The following is a 16,229-nucleotide window of genomic DNA, read 5'->3' as shown; positions in this document are numbered from 1 at the left end:
TAATCATGTCGACTATTCCGGTCCGAGCGGTCACGGCCGGAGCGCGACGGCGCGCAGCTTCTCGTAGTACGGCAGGTGGTAATCGCGGTAGGCGCGCAGCACCGGGTCCGCCGCGACCGCCTCGGCTCCGCGGCTCCCGCTTCGGGTGAAGCCGGCGGTCTCACTGGTCGACTTGTGCCACTTGCCGGTCGACCGCCATTCCGACCGCATGCCCGGCTCCCAGCTCAGCGCGTCCGGGAGGAAGGGGATGCCCACCTCGGCGCAGTACGCCCGCACGGTCTCGGCCGGCCGGTCCAGCAGGTCGTCGGAGTCGATCACGACCGGCGTCGTGCCGGTGGCGGCCTGCACGGCGGTGAAGATCTCGTACAGCCGGGCGAAGCCGATCTCGTCGCGGCCGAGGTTCGGGTTGAGCGCGTGGTGCGACGCGATGGCCTCGGCCGGGTCGCGGATGATGAAGGTGTGCGTCGCGGCCGAGAGGAAGTCCTCGTCGGCGAGGAGCGCCGGGTAGTGGAAGTCCGTGGTGTCCTTGAAGAACACCGGCTTCCGAGTCGCGATGGCACGCAGCGCCGCGAGCACGTCCTGCTCGTCGCGCGCGATCCGGTCGCCGACCTCCACCTCACCGAAGTCGACCACTCGGGAGAACGGTTCGTGCACGACGACGCGGTCGTCCCGCTCCGTCATCATCCGTGCGAACGCGGTGGAGCGGCAGCGCGGCGCACTCCACAGGGCGAGCACCGGGATCCGCTCCGATTCGTGTCCCACAATTCCCCCTCTTCTCTGACAGCAGTGAGCTATTGCGGCAGGTATTCGAATCCATTCAAGAGTGGCACAGCGGCCGCCGGAGCCAGGTAATCAGAATTCGCAGCCGCAGCGGGAGGAGCCAACACGACGAGCACCCGCGAATAAACTTCCCGCGGAGGCACACGGCGCCGGTTCGCCCGTAGTCTCCTTTCTACGCGGAAGGCCGGTCATGCCGTCCGACTAACCAGTGGTTCTAATACGGAGGTCACGTGTCAGCGACACCGGAGCGCCCAGGTGACCGCAGGATCGCGGTGCTCGCCAGCAGGGTCGGCGCGGACGAGAAGAGGTTGTTCGACGCGTTCGACCGGCGAGGTGTCCCCTTCGACCATGTCGACCCGCGCCGGCAGTGGTTCCCGGCCGGTCGGCGCGACCAGCCCTGGAGTCTCGCGCTGAACCGGGAGATCGGTCAGGTCCGCGCGGCGTACGCGGCCCGCTGCCTCACGGCGGCGGGGGTCGATGTGGTCAACAGCGCGGACGCGACCGAGGTGTGCGGCGACAAATGGCGCACCACCATGGCCCTGGAGGCGGCCGGGGTGCCGACTCCGCGCACCGCGCTCGGCCTCACCCCGCAGGCCGCGCTGGCCGCCCTGGACTCCATCGGCTACCCGGCGCTGATCAAACCGCTGGTCGGCTCATGGGGCAGGCTGGTGGTCCAACTGCCCGACCGCGCCGGCGCGGAAGGGGTGCTCGAGTACGCCGCCGCACTGCCCGGCCCGCAGTCGCACCTCGGGTATGTGCAGGAGCTGATCGAGAAACCCGACCGGGACATCAGGGTGATCGTGGTCGGTGGTCAGGTGCTGGGCGCCGTCTACCGGACCGGCGAGTCCTTGCGCACCAATGTGGCACTCGGCGGGCAGACCCGGCCGTGCGAGGTCACACCGGAGATCGACAAGCTCTCCCTCAACGCGGCCGCCGCCGTCGGCGCCGACATCGCCGGTGTCGACCTGATCGAGGACAGCGACGGCCGACTGCTGGTCCTGGAGGTCAATCACCGGGTCGAGTTCTCCGGCTTCCAGTCCGCGCTCGCCGACCGGGTCGACGTCGCGGACCACATCGTCGACCACCTACTGGAACGAGCGCAACGATGAACTGGGCGTTCACTTCTTCCGGCAACGTCACCGAGACGTACGCCGCCGGACTGCTGCGCGAGATGCTGGAGATCCCCTCCTCTTCCTACCAGGAACGCGAGCTGGCCGACTATCTGGCCGAAGCGATGACGGACCTGGGCTTCCGGTCGCACATCGACGGCGTGGGCAATGTGATCGGCGTGATCGAACGCGGAGACGGCCCGACCGTGATGCTCCTCGGGCACATGGACACCGTCTCGGGCCAGTTCCCGGTCCGCTCCGAGGACGGCAGGCTCTACGGCCGCGGCGCGGTGGACGCGAAGGGACCGCTCGCGGCGATGATCTGTGCCGCGGCCGGCGCGGTGCACTTCCCCGGCCGGATCGTGGTGGTGGGCGTCGTCGAGGAGGAGACCCCGCGCTCGCGGGGCGCGATGGCGATCCGCGCCACCCACGCCCGGCCGGACGCGCTGATCATCGGCGAACCCAGCGGCTGGTCGAGCGTGGTACTCGGCTACAAGGGCAAGCTGGACCTGCGCTACACCGTCAAGTGCCCCGCCACCCACCCGAGCAACCCGGTGCCGAAGGCGTCCGAACTGGCCGTCGCCTGCTGGGACGCGCTGGTCGATCTGCTCGGGCCGGACGCGAGCCACGGTGTGTTCGACCAGCCGGGTGCGACCCTGTGCCGGCTCAACGGTGATCTGACCACGGCGACGGCGGACCTCAGCATCCGCATCCCCCCGGGATTCGCCGTCGACGAGCTGGTGAGCGGGCTGCGTGACCGGCTGCCGGCCGGCCGCCTCGAAGTACTGAACTCGGTGGCGGCCTGCCGGGTGGGCCGGGCCGACCCGGCGGTGCGCGCGCTGGTGTCCGGCATCCGGCGACTGCACGCACGGCCCCGCCTCGTGGTGAAGACGGCCACCTCGGACATGAACACCCTCGCCGAGGTCTGGGACGTCCCGATGGCGACCTACGGCCCGGGCGACAGCAGTCTCGATCACGCCGACGACGAGCACATCGTGCTCTCGGACTACCTGCGCGGCATCGACGTACTGACCACTGCCATCTCGGAGTTGGCCCACCTGCCCGTGCGCTCGGACGACCGGACGGGCCAGGCGCCGCTGCCGGTGAGGAGTCTCAGGTGACCGACATGACCCAGCGCCTCGCCGCGCTGCCCGCACAGCGCCGCGCGCGGTTCCTGACCCGGCTGAGGGAACATGCGGAAGCCGTGGCGAGGCGAGGCCCCACATCGCGCGGCACCACAGGTCCGGCGCCGCTGTCGCACGCCCAGCAGACCCTGCGGTTCTTCGACCACCCGGCGCCGGACAGCCCTGCCTCCGGCACGCCGCTGTGCCTGCGTCTGCGGGGCGGACTGGACACGGACGCGCTGCGCTCGGCGCTGGCCGCGGTCGTGTCCAGGCACGAGGCACTGCGGACCACGATCGTGGCACGAGAGGGCGCTCCGATGCAGGTCGTCGCCACCGAGGTCCCGGTCGAACTGCCGGTGGTCGAGGCGGCGGGGAACGACCACGAGCAGCGGTTGGCCGCCGCGCGGGCACTGGTCGAGCGACGGGTCGAGGAACCGTTCGACCTGAGCCGGACGCCGATGTGGCGCGCGGTGCTGATCAGGGTGGCGCCGGACGACCACCTGTTCCTGTTCCACGTACCCACCGTCGTCTGCGACGCCCGGTCACGCGGCGTGCTGATGCGGGAACTCGCCGAGTTCTACCGGTCGTTGCGCGACGGCGACGCACCGCGGTTGCCCGGCCTTCCCGTGCAGTACCCGGACTACGCGGTGTGGCAGCGCGACCGGCTCGGCAGCGCGGCTCTGGACGAACGCGCCGCGTACTGGCGGGACAGGCTGGCAGGGGCCGAGGTACCGGAGTTCCCGACCGACCGGCCGCGGGGCGAGACCCGGACCTTCGCGGGCGGCAGGGTCCGCCGAACCGTCGGGCACGAGGCCCTGGAGCGAGCCGGGGAACTGGCCCGGCAAGAGGGCGCGAGTCCGTCCGACGTCCTCGTCGCCGCCTTCTTCACACTGCTGCACCGCTACTCCGGCCTGGACGACCTGGTGATCGGTTCACCCGACGCGAACCGGGGGCACGACGCCGTGTCCTCGGTGGTGGGACTCTTCACCGACATGCGGGTGCTGCGCGCGGACGTCTCCGGCGACCCGACCTTCCGCGAGTTGGTCCAGCGGGTCGGGCGCGTCTCGTCCGAGGCGTCCGAGCGGGGCGGCCTGCCGTTCGACAAGCTGGTCGACGCGGTGGATCCGGTCGTCGACCCGTCGCGCTCACCGGTCTTCCAGATCGTGTTCGGTGTGGAGAACGCGGACACCACGACCGGCCTGCCCGGTGTCACCACCTCGCACGAGGACGTCCGGACCGGCACCTCCCGGTTCGACATGAGCTGGAACCTGGTGGAGCAGGCGGCTCCCGGAGTCGACGCCCTGCTGGCCATCGAGTTCAACACCGACCTGTTCGACGCCGAGAGCATCGCCCGGTTCGCCCGGCACTACGACGGGCTGCTGCACACCCTGACCGCCGCCCCGGACGCCCCCCTGTCCTCCGCGGAGGTGCTGAGCCCGGCGGACAAGGAGTTCCTGGCCGAGGTCGGCAAGGGCCCGATGCGGCCGATGCGCGACTCGACCGTCGTGGCGGAGTTCGAGGCGCGCGTCCAGGAGTCCCCGGACAGCGTGGCGGTCGTCGTCGCCGGCGTCGAGACCAGCTACGCCGAACTCAACGCCCGGGCGAACCGGCTCGCCGCCCTGCTGCGCGAGCGCGGCGTCGAGGCGGGCGCCCGGGTCGGCCTGTGTCTGCGCAGGAACGTGGACGTGCCGACCGCGATCCTCGCGGTGCTCAAGACCGGTGCGGCCTATGTGCCGCTCGACACGGCGCATCCCTCCGGGCGGGTCGCGGAGATCGCCGCCGACGCGGGCGTGCGGATGGTGATCGCACACGCCGACGCCGGCAGGACCCTGAGCGAGGTCGACGCACCCGTCGTGACGCTGGACGCCGTCCGCGAGGAACTGGCGGCGCTGCCCGCCCACAACCCCCCGCTCGCGGCGCGGCCCGGCGACGTGGCGTACGTCATCTACACCTCCGGCAGCACCGGCAAGCCGAAGGGTGTGCTGCTCGAGCACCGAGGTGTGGTCAACTTCATCGACTCCACGCGGGAGTTGTTCGACCTGACACCGGCCGACCGGGTGCTCGGGTTCGCCTCGGTGACCTTCGACGTCTCCGTCTTCGAGACGTTCTCGGCGCTGCTGACCGGAGCCCGCCTCTGCCTGGCGACCGACGACGAACGGCTGTCCGTGGAGCGGCTCCAGTCGCTGATGGAACAGGCCGGCATCACCGTCATCGACCTGCCTCCGACCGTGATGCCGCTGCTGACGCCCGAGAGGTTCACCGACCTGCGGATCGCGTTCGTCGGCGGCGAGGCGTTCAGCGGTGAGCTGGTGAACCGGTGGAACCCGGGCAGGCGGCTGTTCAATGGCTACGGGCCGACCGAGTGCACGGTGACGATGATCGTGGAGGAGTGCCCGGGCAGCTGGGACGCCTCGCCGCCGATCGGCCTGCCCATGACCAACCATGTGGCGCACGTGCTCGATCGCGACCTGCGCCAGGTGCCGATCGGTGTGCCGGGCGAACTGGTCATCGGCGGTGCCGGGTTGGCGCGCGGCTACCTCAACCGGGAGGAGCTGACCGCGGAGAAGTTCATCGCCGACCCGTTCGGCACCGCGCCCGGCGGACGGCTGTACCGGACCGGAGACCTGGTGAAACGGCTGGCGGACGGACGGCTCGTCTTCCTCGGCCGGATCGACCAGCAGGTCAAGATCCGCGGCCTGCGGATCGAACTGGGCGAGGTGGAGTCGGCGTTGACCGGCTTCGACGGAATCGGGCCGGTCAGCGTTCGTGCGTGGACCGACGGCAACGGGGACAAGCACCTGGTCGGCCATCTGACCGGCATCACCGAGCAGCAGGTACCGGCGGTACGCGCACATCTGGGCACACTTCTGCCGTCGTACATGATCCCGTCGTACTTCGTGGTCCTCGACGAGCTGCCGCTCACCAGCAGCGGCAAGGTCGACTGGCGCAGGCTGCCCGCACCGGACCTGAGCCGTACGGGCGGGAGGGCCGGCGACGAGACGCTCACCGCGACGGAGCGCCGACTGCTGCGCGATGTGCTCGCTCCCCTGCTGCACGACGACCGGATCGGTGTGCACGACGACTTCTTCCTGGCCGGCGGCAACAGCCTCCAGGCCGTGCAGCTGATGTCGGCGATCAACCGCAGGTTCGGGGTGGAGATCGCGCTCGGCGACTTCTTCGCCTCGCCCACCGTCGCCCACCTGGCCGCCACCATCGACACCGTCCGCGCCGCACGGCGCGATGGCGACGGCGATCCGCTCGATACGCTGGAGAGCCTGTCCGCACAGCGAACCGCGCCGGACGGCGACCGGGCACCGGTGGTGATGCGTGCGTCGGGTCCGGCGCAGGCGATCCTGCTGCATCCGTCGGGCGGTGAACTGTTCTGCTACATACCGCTGGCCAGGGCACTGCGCGAGGACATCGGGGTGACCGGCTTCGCCGCCGATCCACGCGACGCCCTCATCGCTCCGCAGGACGCACTGGCGGCGGCCGCGGCCGGGATCGCGCGCTCCCTGGTGGAAGCCGGCCTGCCCCCGTCGTGCTGCCTGGCCGGCTGGTCCTACGGCGGTGTGCTCGCCTTCGAGGTCGCACGGCAGATCGAGGAGAAGACCGGGGAACGACCGCCGTTGGTCCTGCTGGACGCCGCCTACGACGAGGACCCCCTCCCCCTCGACGAGGCGACGGTACGGCAGCGGTTCGTGCACGACGTCGCCAGGCTGACCGGACGCGACGGCCCCGAGGTGCGCGCGGTCCTCGACGACCCCGCCGTCGGCGTGGCCGACGTCAAGGAGACACTGACCCGCCTCGGCGTCGAACTGGAGCTCACCGAGCAGGAGTCGGTCTCCCGCTTCGAGACGTTCCGGTCCTCCGCACTGTCCATGCAGGCGTACCGCCCGCCGGGCCCGTACGGCGGACCGGTCACCGTGCTCACCGCCTCACCCCACATCGCCATGGAGGAGCAGTGGCGGACGGTGTGCACGGGCCCGTTCCGGGCCGAAAGCGTACCCGGCGACCACTACACCCTTTTCACGGAACCGGCGTTGAGCCGGGTCGTCGCGGCGATCGAAGAGACGCTCGCCTCTTGAGGAGACGTACATGCGGTTCGGATTCACCGAGGATCAACAACGGTTCCGGGCGGAGGTGCGGAAGGCCCTGCGCTCCGCCGAGGTGCGTGCCGCGGCGGCGGAGGCCACCGGCGCCGACGGTGTCGAGCCGGACGCACGTCCGCTCTACCGGCTGCTCGGCAAGCTGGGGTTGCTCGCCGTGCACTGGCCCGTCGAGTTCGGCGGAGAGGGCCGCCCGCTGACCGATGCCGCGATCGTCGCCGAGGAACTGGTGCGCGCGGGAGTGCCGGACACCTTCCACGTCAACACCATCCAGATCGTCGGCCAGTTCCTGCTGATGGCGGGCAGCGAGGAGCAGAAGCGCCGGTATCTGCCGGCGCTGGCGCGCGGTGAGAGTTTCGCCTCGGTGCTCTACACCGAACCGGACGCGGCATCGGACCTCGGTGCGCTGCGTGCCGTGGCCGAACCCGACGGCGACGGCTACCGGATCAGCGGCACGAAGGTGTTCAGCCTCAAGACACGCTTCGTCGACCTCGGACTGTGCGCGGCCCGTACGACGCAGGGTGCCGGGAAGTACCAGGGAATCAGCTTGTTCCTGGTCGACATGGGCGCCCCCGGTGTGGCGGTGTCGGTGATACCCGGCGTCGGCGACGAGCACTTCCACCGGGTGGACCTCGACTCGGTTCCGGTGTCGGGCGACGACCTCCTCGGTCCGCGCGACGAGGGGTGGCCGCTGCTCAACGAGGCACTGGCCATCGAACGCACCGGTCTCGACTACCACCTCAAGGCGGAGCACTGGCTCCAGGCCGCGCTGGACGCGCTGCTCGACGGCGACCCGGACTCCTCGCACGACGACCGCCTGGAGCAGATCGGCCGCTGGTACGGCGCGCTGACGGCCGACCACGTCCTCGCCTGGGAGGTCCTCACCGGCCTCGCGTCGGACCGGATCGACCAGGTCTCGACGGCCGTCGCCAAGTACCACAGCAGCGAGCTCGCCCAGAGCATCGCGGCGTGGGCCGCCGACATCCCCGGTCCCGGGCAGCGGGCGAACCGCAGCAGGGCCGCTCTGACCCTGGACTCCGCCTACCGGGAGGCGCCGGGGCTGACGCTGTCGGCAGGGACCTCCGAGGTGATGCTCCAGATCGTGGCCGCCGCGTTCGACTCCATCGGACAGGAAGAGCACTGACATGGACCTCACCCCCGATCCGCTCGTCATCCAGCTGCGCAAGGCGCTGCGTACGGGCCTTGCCGGCGTCCCCGCCCGGATGGAGTTGCACGGCGCACCGGTGACCGACGGAGCCCTCGGCCCCACCCGGACGGTGCTCGACGAACTGGGCGCGGCCGACTTCGAACGGCCGGCCTCCGCCGGCGGCCTCGACCTCGGCCTGACGGCCGGGGTGCTGGTCAGCGAGGAGCTCGGCCGCGCCGCCTGCGGAAACTCCTACCGGGCCGACGCGACGGCAGCCGACATGGGCGGTCCGGCCGGCGCGGCACTGGCGGGCTGGGAAGCGCTGCCGGTCGGCAGTGGGGTCACCGCGACCCCGCGAGCGGGTGGCTGGGAGCTGACCGGCGCGGTCACGGTCGACGACGTGAGCGCCGGGACACTTCTGGTGGCGACCAGGACGGGCGGCGGGTCGGTACTCGTCGCGGTGGAGCGCGGGGCACCCGGCTGCACCACGGAGAGCGGGTGCTGGCCGCCGGTCGCCCGGTTCGAAGCCACGCCGGTCACCACGGCGGACGTGCTCGGGACTCTGGACGACTCGCCCACCGGTCCGCTCACCCGGGCACGTCTGCGGCAGGCCGCCTACCTGCTGGGCATCGCCGACGGCGCGCACCGGGTCGCGGTGGAATACACCGGTTTCCGGCGGCAGTTCGGTACCAGGCTGCGTGATCTGCCCGCGGTCGCGTTCCCGCTGGCGCGGGCCCTGGTGACGCTGCGCGCGACCAGGGCGGCGGTGTACCGGGGGGCCTGGTCGGTCGACTCGGAGGCGGACGCCGTCGGCGTGGCGCCGGTCGTGGCGCTGGCGATGGCCGCCGAGACCGCACGCGACGTGGTGCGGCTGAGCATGCAGAGCTGCGGGGTGCGCGCGATGACGGCGGAACTCGGCCTGCACCGGTACTTCAGGCTGGCCGCGGCGGAGTCCGTCCGGTACGGCGATCCCGCCGCGCTGTGGCGCACCGTCGGCGCCGACCGCATCCGCACGGCGCGGCGCGCCGCGGCCGGCACGGAGCTTCCGGTCGCGGCGACAACCCGGCCGTAGGGGATCAACTGGCGCGCAGGCTCCCCGTCGACAACATTCTCTCGTCGCCGAGGGGCCGGTCGGCCGAGTGGGTGAGCCCGGTCCGGTAGGCCAGTGACACGAGCTCGGCGCGGTCGCGGACGCCGAGCTTGGTCCGCACTCGGTAGAGATGGGTACGGACCGTGGCCTCACCGATGATCAGTTCGCGGGCGACCTCCTCGGTCGACATGCCGAGCGCGACCATCCTGGTCACTTCACGTTCCCGCGGGGTCAGCTCGGTCATCTCCGGGCACGTCACGGCCTGCTGGGGCTCCGGCTGCGCACGGAACCAGGTGACCAGGCGCTCCGCTATGTCGGGAGCGAGCATGGTCTGTCCGGCGGCCGCCGCCTGGATCGCGGTGATCAGCTCCTGCGGGCTGGCGTCCTTGCCGAGCAGACAGCTCGCGCCGGCGTGCAGCACGTCGCTCACCGTCTTGTCGGCGTTGGACGCGGTGAACACGACGACGTTGGGCGGCTCGTCCTCCTTGCCGAGTCTGCGGATCATCTCAAGGCCGGAAATGGTCTGGAGGTTCAGATCCGTGACCACGACATCGGGCCGCACGGTGCGCACAAGAACGATGGCTTCCATGCCGTTGTGGGTCGTGCCGATCACATCGATGTCCGGCACCGCGTCGAGGAGGGTCTTGAGACCATCCGCGATCACGGGCAGCTGATCACAGATGAGCACCCGAATAGTCATGATGTTCCCCCTGGTGAGGATTGGGTAGAAGCCTCGCTGTCACAAACGGGATCGCGGCGCCCCGATATCGCGAGGCTCGCTCCAGAGCAGTGACTCTTCCGGGTGGCTGGACCGGTGGGGCGCGCAACCAGTGGTTGCGGCCCACCCGCTCAGCCGTTGCCGTTGTTGTCCGTCCCAGAGACGGTCAGGTCCGTCGAAGAGGCAAGGGCGACGGTGCGCTGCTGGGCCGTCCCCGGCGCGTCGGCGTCGGAGGAGGCCGTGAATCCCCCCACAAGCGCCCCGAGAGCGATGACGGAGGCGGCGGCGATAGGGGCGAAGCGCATGGGTGAACTCCTTTGGGAAGGAAGGCCGTTTCGACTTCACCGATGTTCGCGATCGGCCTTCCCGGCCCGTTCCCCTCCGGACACCCGCCCGATCCCCCTGTCGTGGACCGCACGACCCGGGGGCTCAGCGTGCGCTCTCCGGCACCTTCATGAGGGAGAAGAGGTCGTCCGCGGCCGAGCGGTGCTGCTCGGCCAGCTGCGCGTCTCCCTGGGCCTCGGCGGTACGGCCGAGGCCCCACAGCGCGCAGGCCTCGTCGTAGCGCAACTCCATACGGCAGGCGATCTCGTGGGCCAGCAGCTGCTGAGCCCGCGCCGTGTCCAGGTCCCCCTGCGCGTACCGCACGCGCCCCACCGAGAGGTGCACGGTGGCACGGTGGATGTCGTCGGTGCTGCTGGTGGCCTTGGCGAGTGCGTGGTCGGCGCTGTCCGCCGCCTCGTCCAGCTCGCCCATGCGCGCCAGCACATCGGCCCTGCGGGCGAGTACGAGCGGCAGCACCGAGGGCATGCTCATGCGCTGGCACCGCTCCAGCGCCGCGTCGGCCCAGGCGAGCGCCTCCTCGAGGCGGCCGAGGCGCTCGATCGCCTGGGACAGATTGCTCAGCGCGTCCACGGAGAGCTGTATCTCCTTGATCGAGTCGAAGATGGCCACCGCCCTCTCCGCCGACGCCGCCGCCTCGTCGAACAGCCCCAGCCGCACCTGGACCAGGCTGAGCGTGCTCAGCGACGAGCCGTCGAGGCGGGTGAAGCCGAGCTCCTGCGCTCGCGCGTTGGCCTCCTGGCACAGGTGCAGGGCGCGTTCCAGCTCACCCATGCTGTTGCACGCCTGTCCCAGCCGGGCCCGGCACTCCGCCTCGCTGTGCACGTCGGCCATCTGCCGGGACAGGTCCACGGCTTCCTCCAGCCGGGCGACGGCCTCGCTCAACTGCCCCAGCCGCCACTTGCCCATGGCCAGGTTCATCAGGTTCAGCCGGGTCAACGACCGGTCCCCGAGCTGTCGCGACGCGCTGACCCCCTTCTCCAACGCCGCGTTCGCGCTGGCGTCGTAGGCGCGGATGCTGGAGTGGAAGCCCAACTCACGCGGCAGCCGCGCAGCGTGCCACAGCAGTCCCTCCTGGTACGCGGCGTCCACCGCCGCCAGCAGACTCTCGCGGTGCTGGTCGAGCCACTGGAGCGCCTTGTCCTTGTGGTCGAGCTCGTCGCGCTCCTGGCCTTTTTCGTCGGCGTCTCCGAAGTGGCGCCGTCCGGGGAACAGCGTGTCGCAGGCACGTTCCGCCGCGATCAGGTAGTGATCCAGCAGTCGCCGCACCGCCTGCCCGTCCTCGGGCGCCTTCTGGCTCTGCGCGACTCGCTGCACGAAGCTGCGCACCAGATCGTGCAGCGCGTACACCCCCGGCTCCCTGGCCTCCAGCAGCCGTACGTCCACCAGTTCTTCCAGCACGTCCTCGGCCGCCAGCACATCGGTGTCCAGCAGCGCGGCGGCCTCCTCGGCGTCCAGATAGCGTCCGGGGTGGTGCCCCAGCAGCCGGAAGGCCGTTCGCTGTTCCGGGGGCATGGACTGGTACGACAGCAGCAGGGCGCCCGCCACTCCTCTGCCCTCGCTGGTGAGTTCGTCCAGGCGCCGGTCGTGGTCCCGCAGCCGTTCGACGAGTCGCTGGACCGTCCACTGCGGGCGGTTCGCCAGCCGGGCGGCGGCGATCCGGACCGCCAGCGGTAGCCCTCCGCACAGTCGCAGCAGCTCACGGGCCGCGACCGGCTCTCTCTCGACGCGTTCGGGACCGAGGGTGTTGCGCAGGATCTGGTGGCTCTCCGGCTCCGGAAGGGCGCCCAGGGAGAGCCATTCGGCTCCGTCCAGTCCGGTCAGCCGCGGGCGGCTGGTGATCAGGACCAGGCTGTCGGACGAGGCCGGAATCAGCTCCCGCACCTGCTCCGACGCGGCGGCATTGTCCAGAACCAGGAGCATGCGACGGCCCCGCATGTACGACTGCCACCGCGCGGCGCGTCCCGCCGGCACCGTGGGCAGCTCCTCGCTGGGGATACCGGCGGCGGCGAGCAGGTCCCCCTGTGCCTGGAACGCGCTCAGCGGCGTCTGACCCGGTGTGAAGCCGTGCAGGTCGATGAAGAGACTGCCGTCCGGATACTGCTCGGCCAGTTGATGGGCGGCGCGGATGGCCAGTGCCGTCTTGCCGCCTCCACCCATGCCGTCGAGGGCCAGGACCGTCGGTGCCCCCTCCACGGCACGCCTGGCCGCGTCGCAGACCCACTCCAACTCCGAGCTGCGGCCTGAGAAGTCGGGCACGTCGAACGGCAGCGCGTGCGGCGCCTCCGCCACCTGGTGCGGGGCACGGGACACGGCGCGTTCCGGGCGGGTGAGCGACGGGTCCTGACGCAGGATGCGTTCGTGCAGTCCGGTCAGCTCCGCGCCGGGGTCGATGCCCAGTTCGTCCGCGAGGTGCCCTCGGGTACGGGCGAACTCGTCCAGCGCGGCGGCCTGTTGGCCGGAGTGGTAGAGGGCGAGCATCAGCCGGCTGCGCAGCGTCTCGCGCAGCGGATGCTCGTCGACGAGGACACGCAGCTCACCCGTGATCTCGGCGGCCTCGCCCGCGTCGATGCACAGATCGTAGAGCTGCTCGGCGGCGGTCAGCCGCTGCTCCTCCAGAGCCGTCGAGGCGGCGTCGACCACACGTCCGCCGGAACCGGACAGCACGGGCCCTCGCCACAGCGCCAGCGCCTCACGCAACTGTGCCGCGGCCCGCTCGGTCTCCCCCGCCTCCAGCGATGCCCTGGCCTGCCGCAACAGGTTCTGGTGGCGCAGCAGATCGAGTTGCTCGGTGTCGACGACCGCGCGGTATCCGGGTCCGTCCGTGACGATGATGTCGGGGCCGTGCGGAATACGGCTGCGCAGTTTGGCAACCGTCTTGCGCACCTGGTGCTCGGCGCTGTCCGGCGGTTCGTCGTTCCATGCGGCCGCCACCAGACGGGAGACGGGCACGACGCGCCCCGCCTCCAGGAGCAGCATCACGAGAACGCGTCGCTGCAGCGCCCCGTTGACCGATACGAGTTCGCTGCCGCTACGGACTTCCAAGGATCCCAGAACGGCGAATTCCGGTCTGGTTCCTATGTCGTCTTCAATTTGACTCGATGTCGCGGCCCGCACCTTATCCTCCCCCGTCAGCGATGAGATGGGACACACGCCACAGAGGGTAGATCATCTCGCGGAGCACACGCACCAGGCATGTCGGATCCCGCGTCTCGTACCTCCGTGCCTCGCCTCGTGCAGAAGGAAAACATAACTACCCGGCGCGCGTCACCGGGCAGTTGGCCGGATATCGGTGACAAGATCCCGTCGCGCCTCGGCGACTCGTTCGTGGGTGACCTCGGGCGTGCTCCCCTCCACGACCACGTACGCGCGCCGGGCACGCGGATCATCGACTGACGCGATCCGGTCGCCGGATGTGTACGGAAAACGCGCTCCACGGACCCATGGGGTCACGGCGATGTCCTCCGTGCCGGTGAACGTCTCCAGCCGCCCTTCGGGCAGCAGGAAGAAGCCGACCTCAGCGTACTGGGAAGCCTTCGGCACGACCGGGCGGCCGCCCAGGAGGGCCGTGAAGACCGCCGCCTCCAGGTCGAACCCGCGCGCGATCTCGACGAGCAGGGGGATACGGTCGGCGCCCAGGTGCGCGCGGCAGGACACGATCCGCGGCCCGTAGGGCAGCAGCGCCACCTCTGTGTGCGCCGGGCCGAAGCGGTATCCGCTCGCCGTCAGTCGCTCCTCGACCACCGCCGAGATGATCTTTTGTTCGTCGTCGGTCAACGGCGCCGGGTGAAGGTAGCCCGTCACGAGGAAGTGCGGTGGCCCGGTGGTGCGTTGAGCCGTCATCCCCACGACGTGATGGGTCCCGTCCACGGTCAGCGTCTCGACGCTCACCCTGGGAGCCTCTGCGGGGACCGGCCCTTCCCCCTCGCGGGGCTGGAGCCGTTCGTACGCCGCCGGGGGGTTCGGAGACAGACCCAGCCGCCACGCCTCCCGGACCACCGGCAGGGTGGAACTGCCGTGGCCGCAGTGCAGCACCGCGTCGATGTCATGGCGCCGCGCGGTCCGCGCGATGGTCTCGCGCAGGCCCGTCTCGTCGGTGAAATCGGTGAGCAGCAGTTCCTCGGAGACCTCTTCGACGCGCGGCGCGAAGTCGGCCTCCAACTGCGACGGATCCCATACCGACCAGATACGGAACCCCCGCTCGGCTCCTTTTCGCACGAGTTGGTGACTCGGCATCACCAGGAGCAGCCTGAACTGCGAGCTTCCAGGGGTGTATGCACACATACACGTCACTGTGCAGTGCGGTCTTCCCTCCCCGATCCCCTTCCCTTCCCCCCGCCGGGCCGCCTCCCCTTCCCCTCGCCGGGCCGCCTCGGCCGCCGACGGATCAGTTGTTCGCGCTCCGGCCGAGAGTGGCACCGGGCGCTCGGAGACGGGTAAGCGGGATACGCAGCCGCAGCGGAGGAAAGTCAACGCGATGCGTCCTGGCGGGTGAACCTGTTGCGGACGCGCGGCGTGACGGTGTGTCCGTAGCGTCCGTTGTACTCGCCGGCACGGCCGGTGCAAGTCGCCCCGATATCACCGGTGATGACACGCCGATCGACATACAGAACCTGGCGGTGAGATGTCCGAAAATCAGTGGAACAGTGTCGCGGTGTATCACTACCATGCTGCCGAGCCAAGTCGTCCAGTCAAGGACATAGCGTTGTACACCCTGTGAAGCCTCCCGAGCGCTAATTCGTCGCGCGTCGCGCATGTGCGTCGCGCTTCTTTTTGCTGCGAGCTTCTCACTGAAACAGGTGTACTTCCGTGCTCGAAAACTGGGTAGTCAAACCCGTGTGTCTGCCGCTCATTCGCCGCCGTTGCCACGTGTGTGCGTCCGACAGCTTCCGGACAAGCGGCAAGTTCCGCGTCAACGCGAACCACAAACTCATCGACGTCTGGCTCCTCGCGCTCTGTACCGATTGCGGGGAGACCACAAAGCTCACGGTCATGGAGCGGATGAATGTGCGCTCCGTACGACCCGAGTTGCTGGACCGACTGCATGACAACGACCCCCACCTGGCGGCCGAACTGCTCCAGGATCCGGTCGTGCGGCGCCGCAATCGCATCGCCCTCGACTGGGACGACGCCTGGCGTCTCGACACCGGCGGATCGGATCATCGCACCGACGGATCGGAGCATCCGGACCGCGAGGTGATCGACGTCTCGGTCCGCTTCGCGGCGCGCATCCCCGTCCGGCCGGTACGGCTGATCGCTGAAGGCTGCGGTCTTTCACGGGCCGAGGTCGAAAAACTGATCGCGGACGGCCAACTCGTTTCGGCAGTCCGCCTGAACGGCAAGCTCTCCGGCGACTTCACCTTCACGCTCAAGCGCTGAACCCTCCTCCAGACCGGAGCCCTGTCCGGCGAGATCCGCCGGACAGGCCCTGGCAGCCCGATGCATGCGCGTCCGCGACAGGTTCGTTCGCCCGGACGCATCACCCGTGCTGCCGGCGGGGAAATTTCGGGGCCGAAGCGCAGCGCCTTGGCGAGAGCCAGCACCAGCGAGGGTGAGGCCTTGCGCGCGACGGCGCCTGAAGAGGACCACTTCGCCATCGTGCTGGGCCGTCCAACCTGCGGAGCACGATTCGTGCGGTGGTATTCGACGTGGGCGAGTGTCTTGTTGATGAGACCCGGGAGTACGGAACGTGGGCGGACTGGCTGGGGGTGCCACGGCACACCTTCGCGGCCATGTTCGGCGCCGTCATCGCCCAGGGGCGCGACTACCGCGAGACGTTCCAGGAGTTCCGGCCCGGGTTCGACCTGACCGCC

Annotated in this window: 11 protein-coding genes and 1 pseudogene; 7 read left to right on the top strand and 5 right to left on the bottom strand. The window is 70.2% G+C overall.

The features are described from left to right. Positions 1-30: 30 nt before the first annotated feature. On the bottom strand, positions 31-762 hold the full coding sequence (locus AC5WS8_RS13245) for a sulfotransferase-like domain-containing protein (RefSeq protein ID WP_496103554.1): 732 nt from the start codon (positions 760-762) through the stop codon (positions 31-33). 248 nt (positions 763-1,010) lie between these two features. On the opposite strand from AC5WS8_RS13245, the gene AC5WS8_RS13240 reads away from it, so the two are divergent. The 5 genes from AC5WS8_RS13240 to AC5WS8_RS13220 are packed head-to-tail and all read left to right on the top strand — an operon-like array spanning position 1,011 to position 9,338. Further along, a complete protein-coding gene (locus AC5WS8_RS13240; RefSeq protein WP_496103553.1) occupies positions 1,011-1,889 on the top strand; it encodes a RimK family alpha-L-glutamate ligase in 879 nt (292 codons plus the stop codon). Further along, positions 1,886-3,010 (top strand): M20/M25/M40 family metallo-hydrolase, encoded by a 1,125-nt coding sequence (locus AC5WS8_RS13235; protein WP_496103552.1) that lies wholly within the window; start codon positions 1,886-1,888, stop codon positions 3,008-3,010. Before AC5WS8_RS13240 ends, AC5WS8_RS13235 begins: the two co-directional genes overlap by 4 nt. Before the next feature lie 5 nt (positions 3,011-3,015). Next, positions 3,016-7,098 (top strand): non-ribosomal peptide synthetase, encoded by a 4,083-nt coding sequence (locus AC5WS8_RS13230; protein ID WP_496103906.1) that lies wholly within the window; start codon positions 3,016-3,018, stop codon positions 7,096-7,098. Between the two features lie 10 nt (positions 7,099-7,108). After that, entirely contained in the window at positions 7,109-8,263 is a 1,155-nt protein-coding gene (locus tag AC5WS8_RS13225) for an acyl-CoA dehydrogenase family protein (RefSeq protein WP_496103551.1), read from the top strand. Between the two features lies 1 nt (position 8,264). Further along, positions 8,265-9,338 (top strand): acyl-CoA dehydrogenase family protein, encoded by a 1,074-nt coding sequence (locus AC5WS8_RS13220; RefSeq protein WP_496103550.1) that lies wholly within the window; start codon positions 8,265-8,267, stop codon positions 9,336-9,338. Positions 9,339-9,342: 4 nt separating this feature from the next. Here the strand turns inward: AC5WS8_RS13220 and AC5WS8_RS13215 are convergent, their stop codons facing one another. The 4 genes from AC5WS8_RS13215 to AC5WS8_RS13200 all read right to left on the bottom strand — a co-directional run bounded on the left by AC5WS8_RS13215 (position 9,343) and on the right by AC5WS8_RS13200 (position 14,634). Continuing rightward, positions 9,343-10,056: a response regulator gene (locus tag AC5WS8_RS13215; RefSeq protein ID WP_496103549.1), complete on the bottom strand. Its 714-nt coding sequence runs from the start codon at positions 10,054-10,056 to the stop codon at positions 9,343-9,345. Positions 10,057-10,205: 149 nt separating this feature from the next. After that, positions 10,206-10,379 (bottom strand): hypothetical protein, encoded by a 174-nt coding sequence (locus tag AC5WS8_RS13210; RefSeq protein WP_496103548.1) that lies wholly within the window; start codon positions 10,377-10,379, stop codon positions 10,206-10,208. 124 nt (positions 10,380-10,503) lie between these two features. Further along, positions 10,504-13,461 (bottom strand): AfsR/SARP family transcriptional regulator, encoded by a 2,958-nt coding sequence (locus AC5WS8_RS13205; protein WP_496103547.1) that lies wholly within the window; start codon positions 13,459-13,461, stop codon positions 10,504-10,506. 222 nt (positions 13,462-13,683) lie between these two features. Next, complete coding sequence (locus AC5WS8_RS13200) at positions 13,684-14,634, bottom strand: phosphoribosylglycinamide synthetase (protein ID WP_496103546.1); 951 nt, start codon at positions 14,632-14,634, stop codon at positions 13,684-13,686. Positions 14,635-15,225: 591 nt separating this feature from the next. Between AC5WS8_RS13200 and AC5WS8_RS13195 the strand changes: the two genes are divergently transcribed. Together AC5WS8_RS13195 and AC5WS8_RS13190 are read left to right on the top strand one after the other, a co-directional pair. Then, on the top strand, positions 15,226-15,795 hold the full coding sequence (locus AC5WS8_RS13195; RefSeq protein ID WP_496103545.1) for a DUF1062 domain-containing protein: 570 nt from the start codon (positions 15,226-15,228) through the stop codon (positions 15,793-15,795). Positions 15,796-16,043: 248 nt separating this feature from the next. Next, a pseudogene (locus AC5WS8_RS13190) lies at positions 16,044-16,229 on the top strand (haloacid dehalogenase); the annotation flags it as partial.

It is taken from the genome of Streptomyces sp. PTL18, from assembly GCF_059510295.1.
This window is presented reverse-complemented; position numbering and strand designations above follow the sequence as displayed.

What these genes read in the sequence shown, in the direction of transcription:
- AC5WS8_RS13235 (WP_496103552.1), top strand. Translation starts at nt 1,886, where the DNA reads ATGAACTGGGCGTTCACTTCTTCCGGCAACGTCACCGAGACGTACGCC.
- AC5WS8_RS13210 (WP_496103548.1), bottom strand. Translation starts at nt 10,379, where the DNA reads ATGCGCTTCGCCCCTATCGCCGCCGCCTCCGTCATCGCTCTCGGGGCG.
- AC5WS8_RS13230 (WP_496103906.1), top strand. Translation starts at nt 3,016, where the DNA reads ATGACCCAGCGCCTCGCCGCGCTGCCCGCACAGCGCCGCGCGCGGTTC.
- AC5WS8_RS13225 (WP_496103551.1), top strand. Translation starts at nt 7,109, where the DNA reads ATGCGGTTCGGATTCACCGAGGATCAACAACGGTTCCGGGCGGAGGTG.
- AC5WS8_RS13220 (WP_496103550.1), top strand. Translation starts at nt 8,265, where the DNA reads ATGGACCTCACCCCCGATCCGCTCGTCATCCAGCTGCGCAAGGCGCTG.
- AC5WS8_RS13215 (WP_496103549.1), bottom strand. Translation starts at nt 10,056, where the DNA reads ATGACTATTCGGGTGCTCATCTGTGATCAGCTGCCCGTGATCGCGGAT.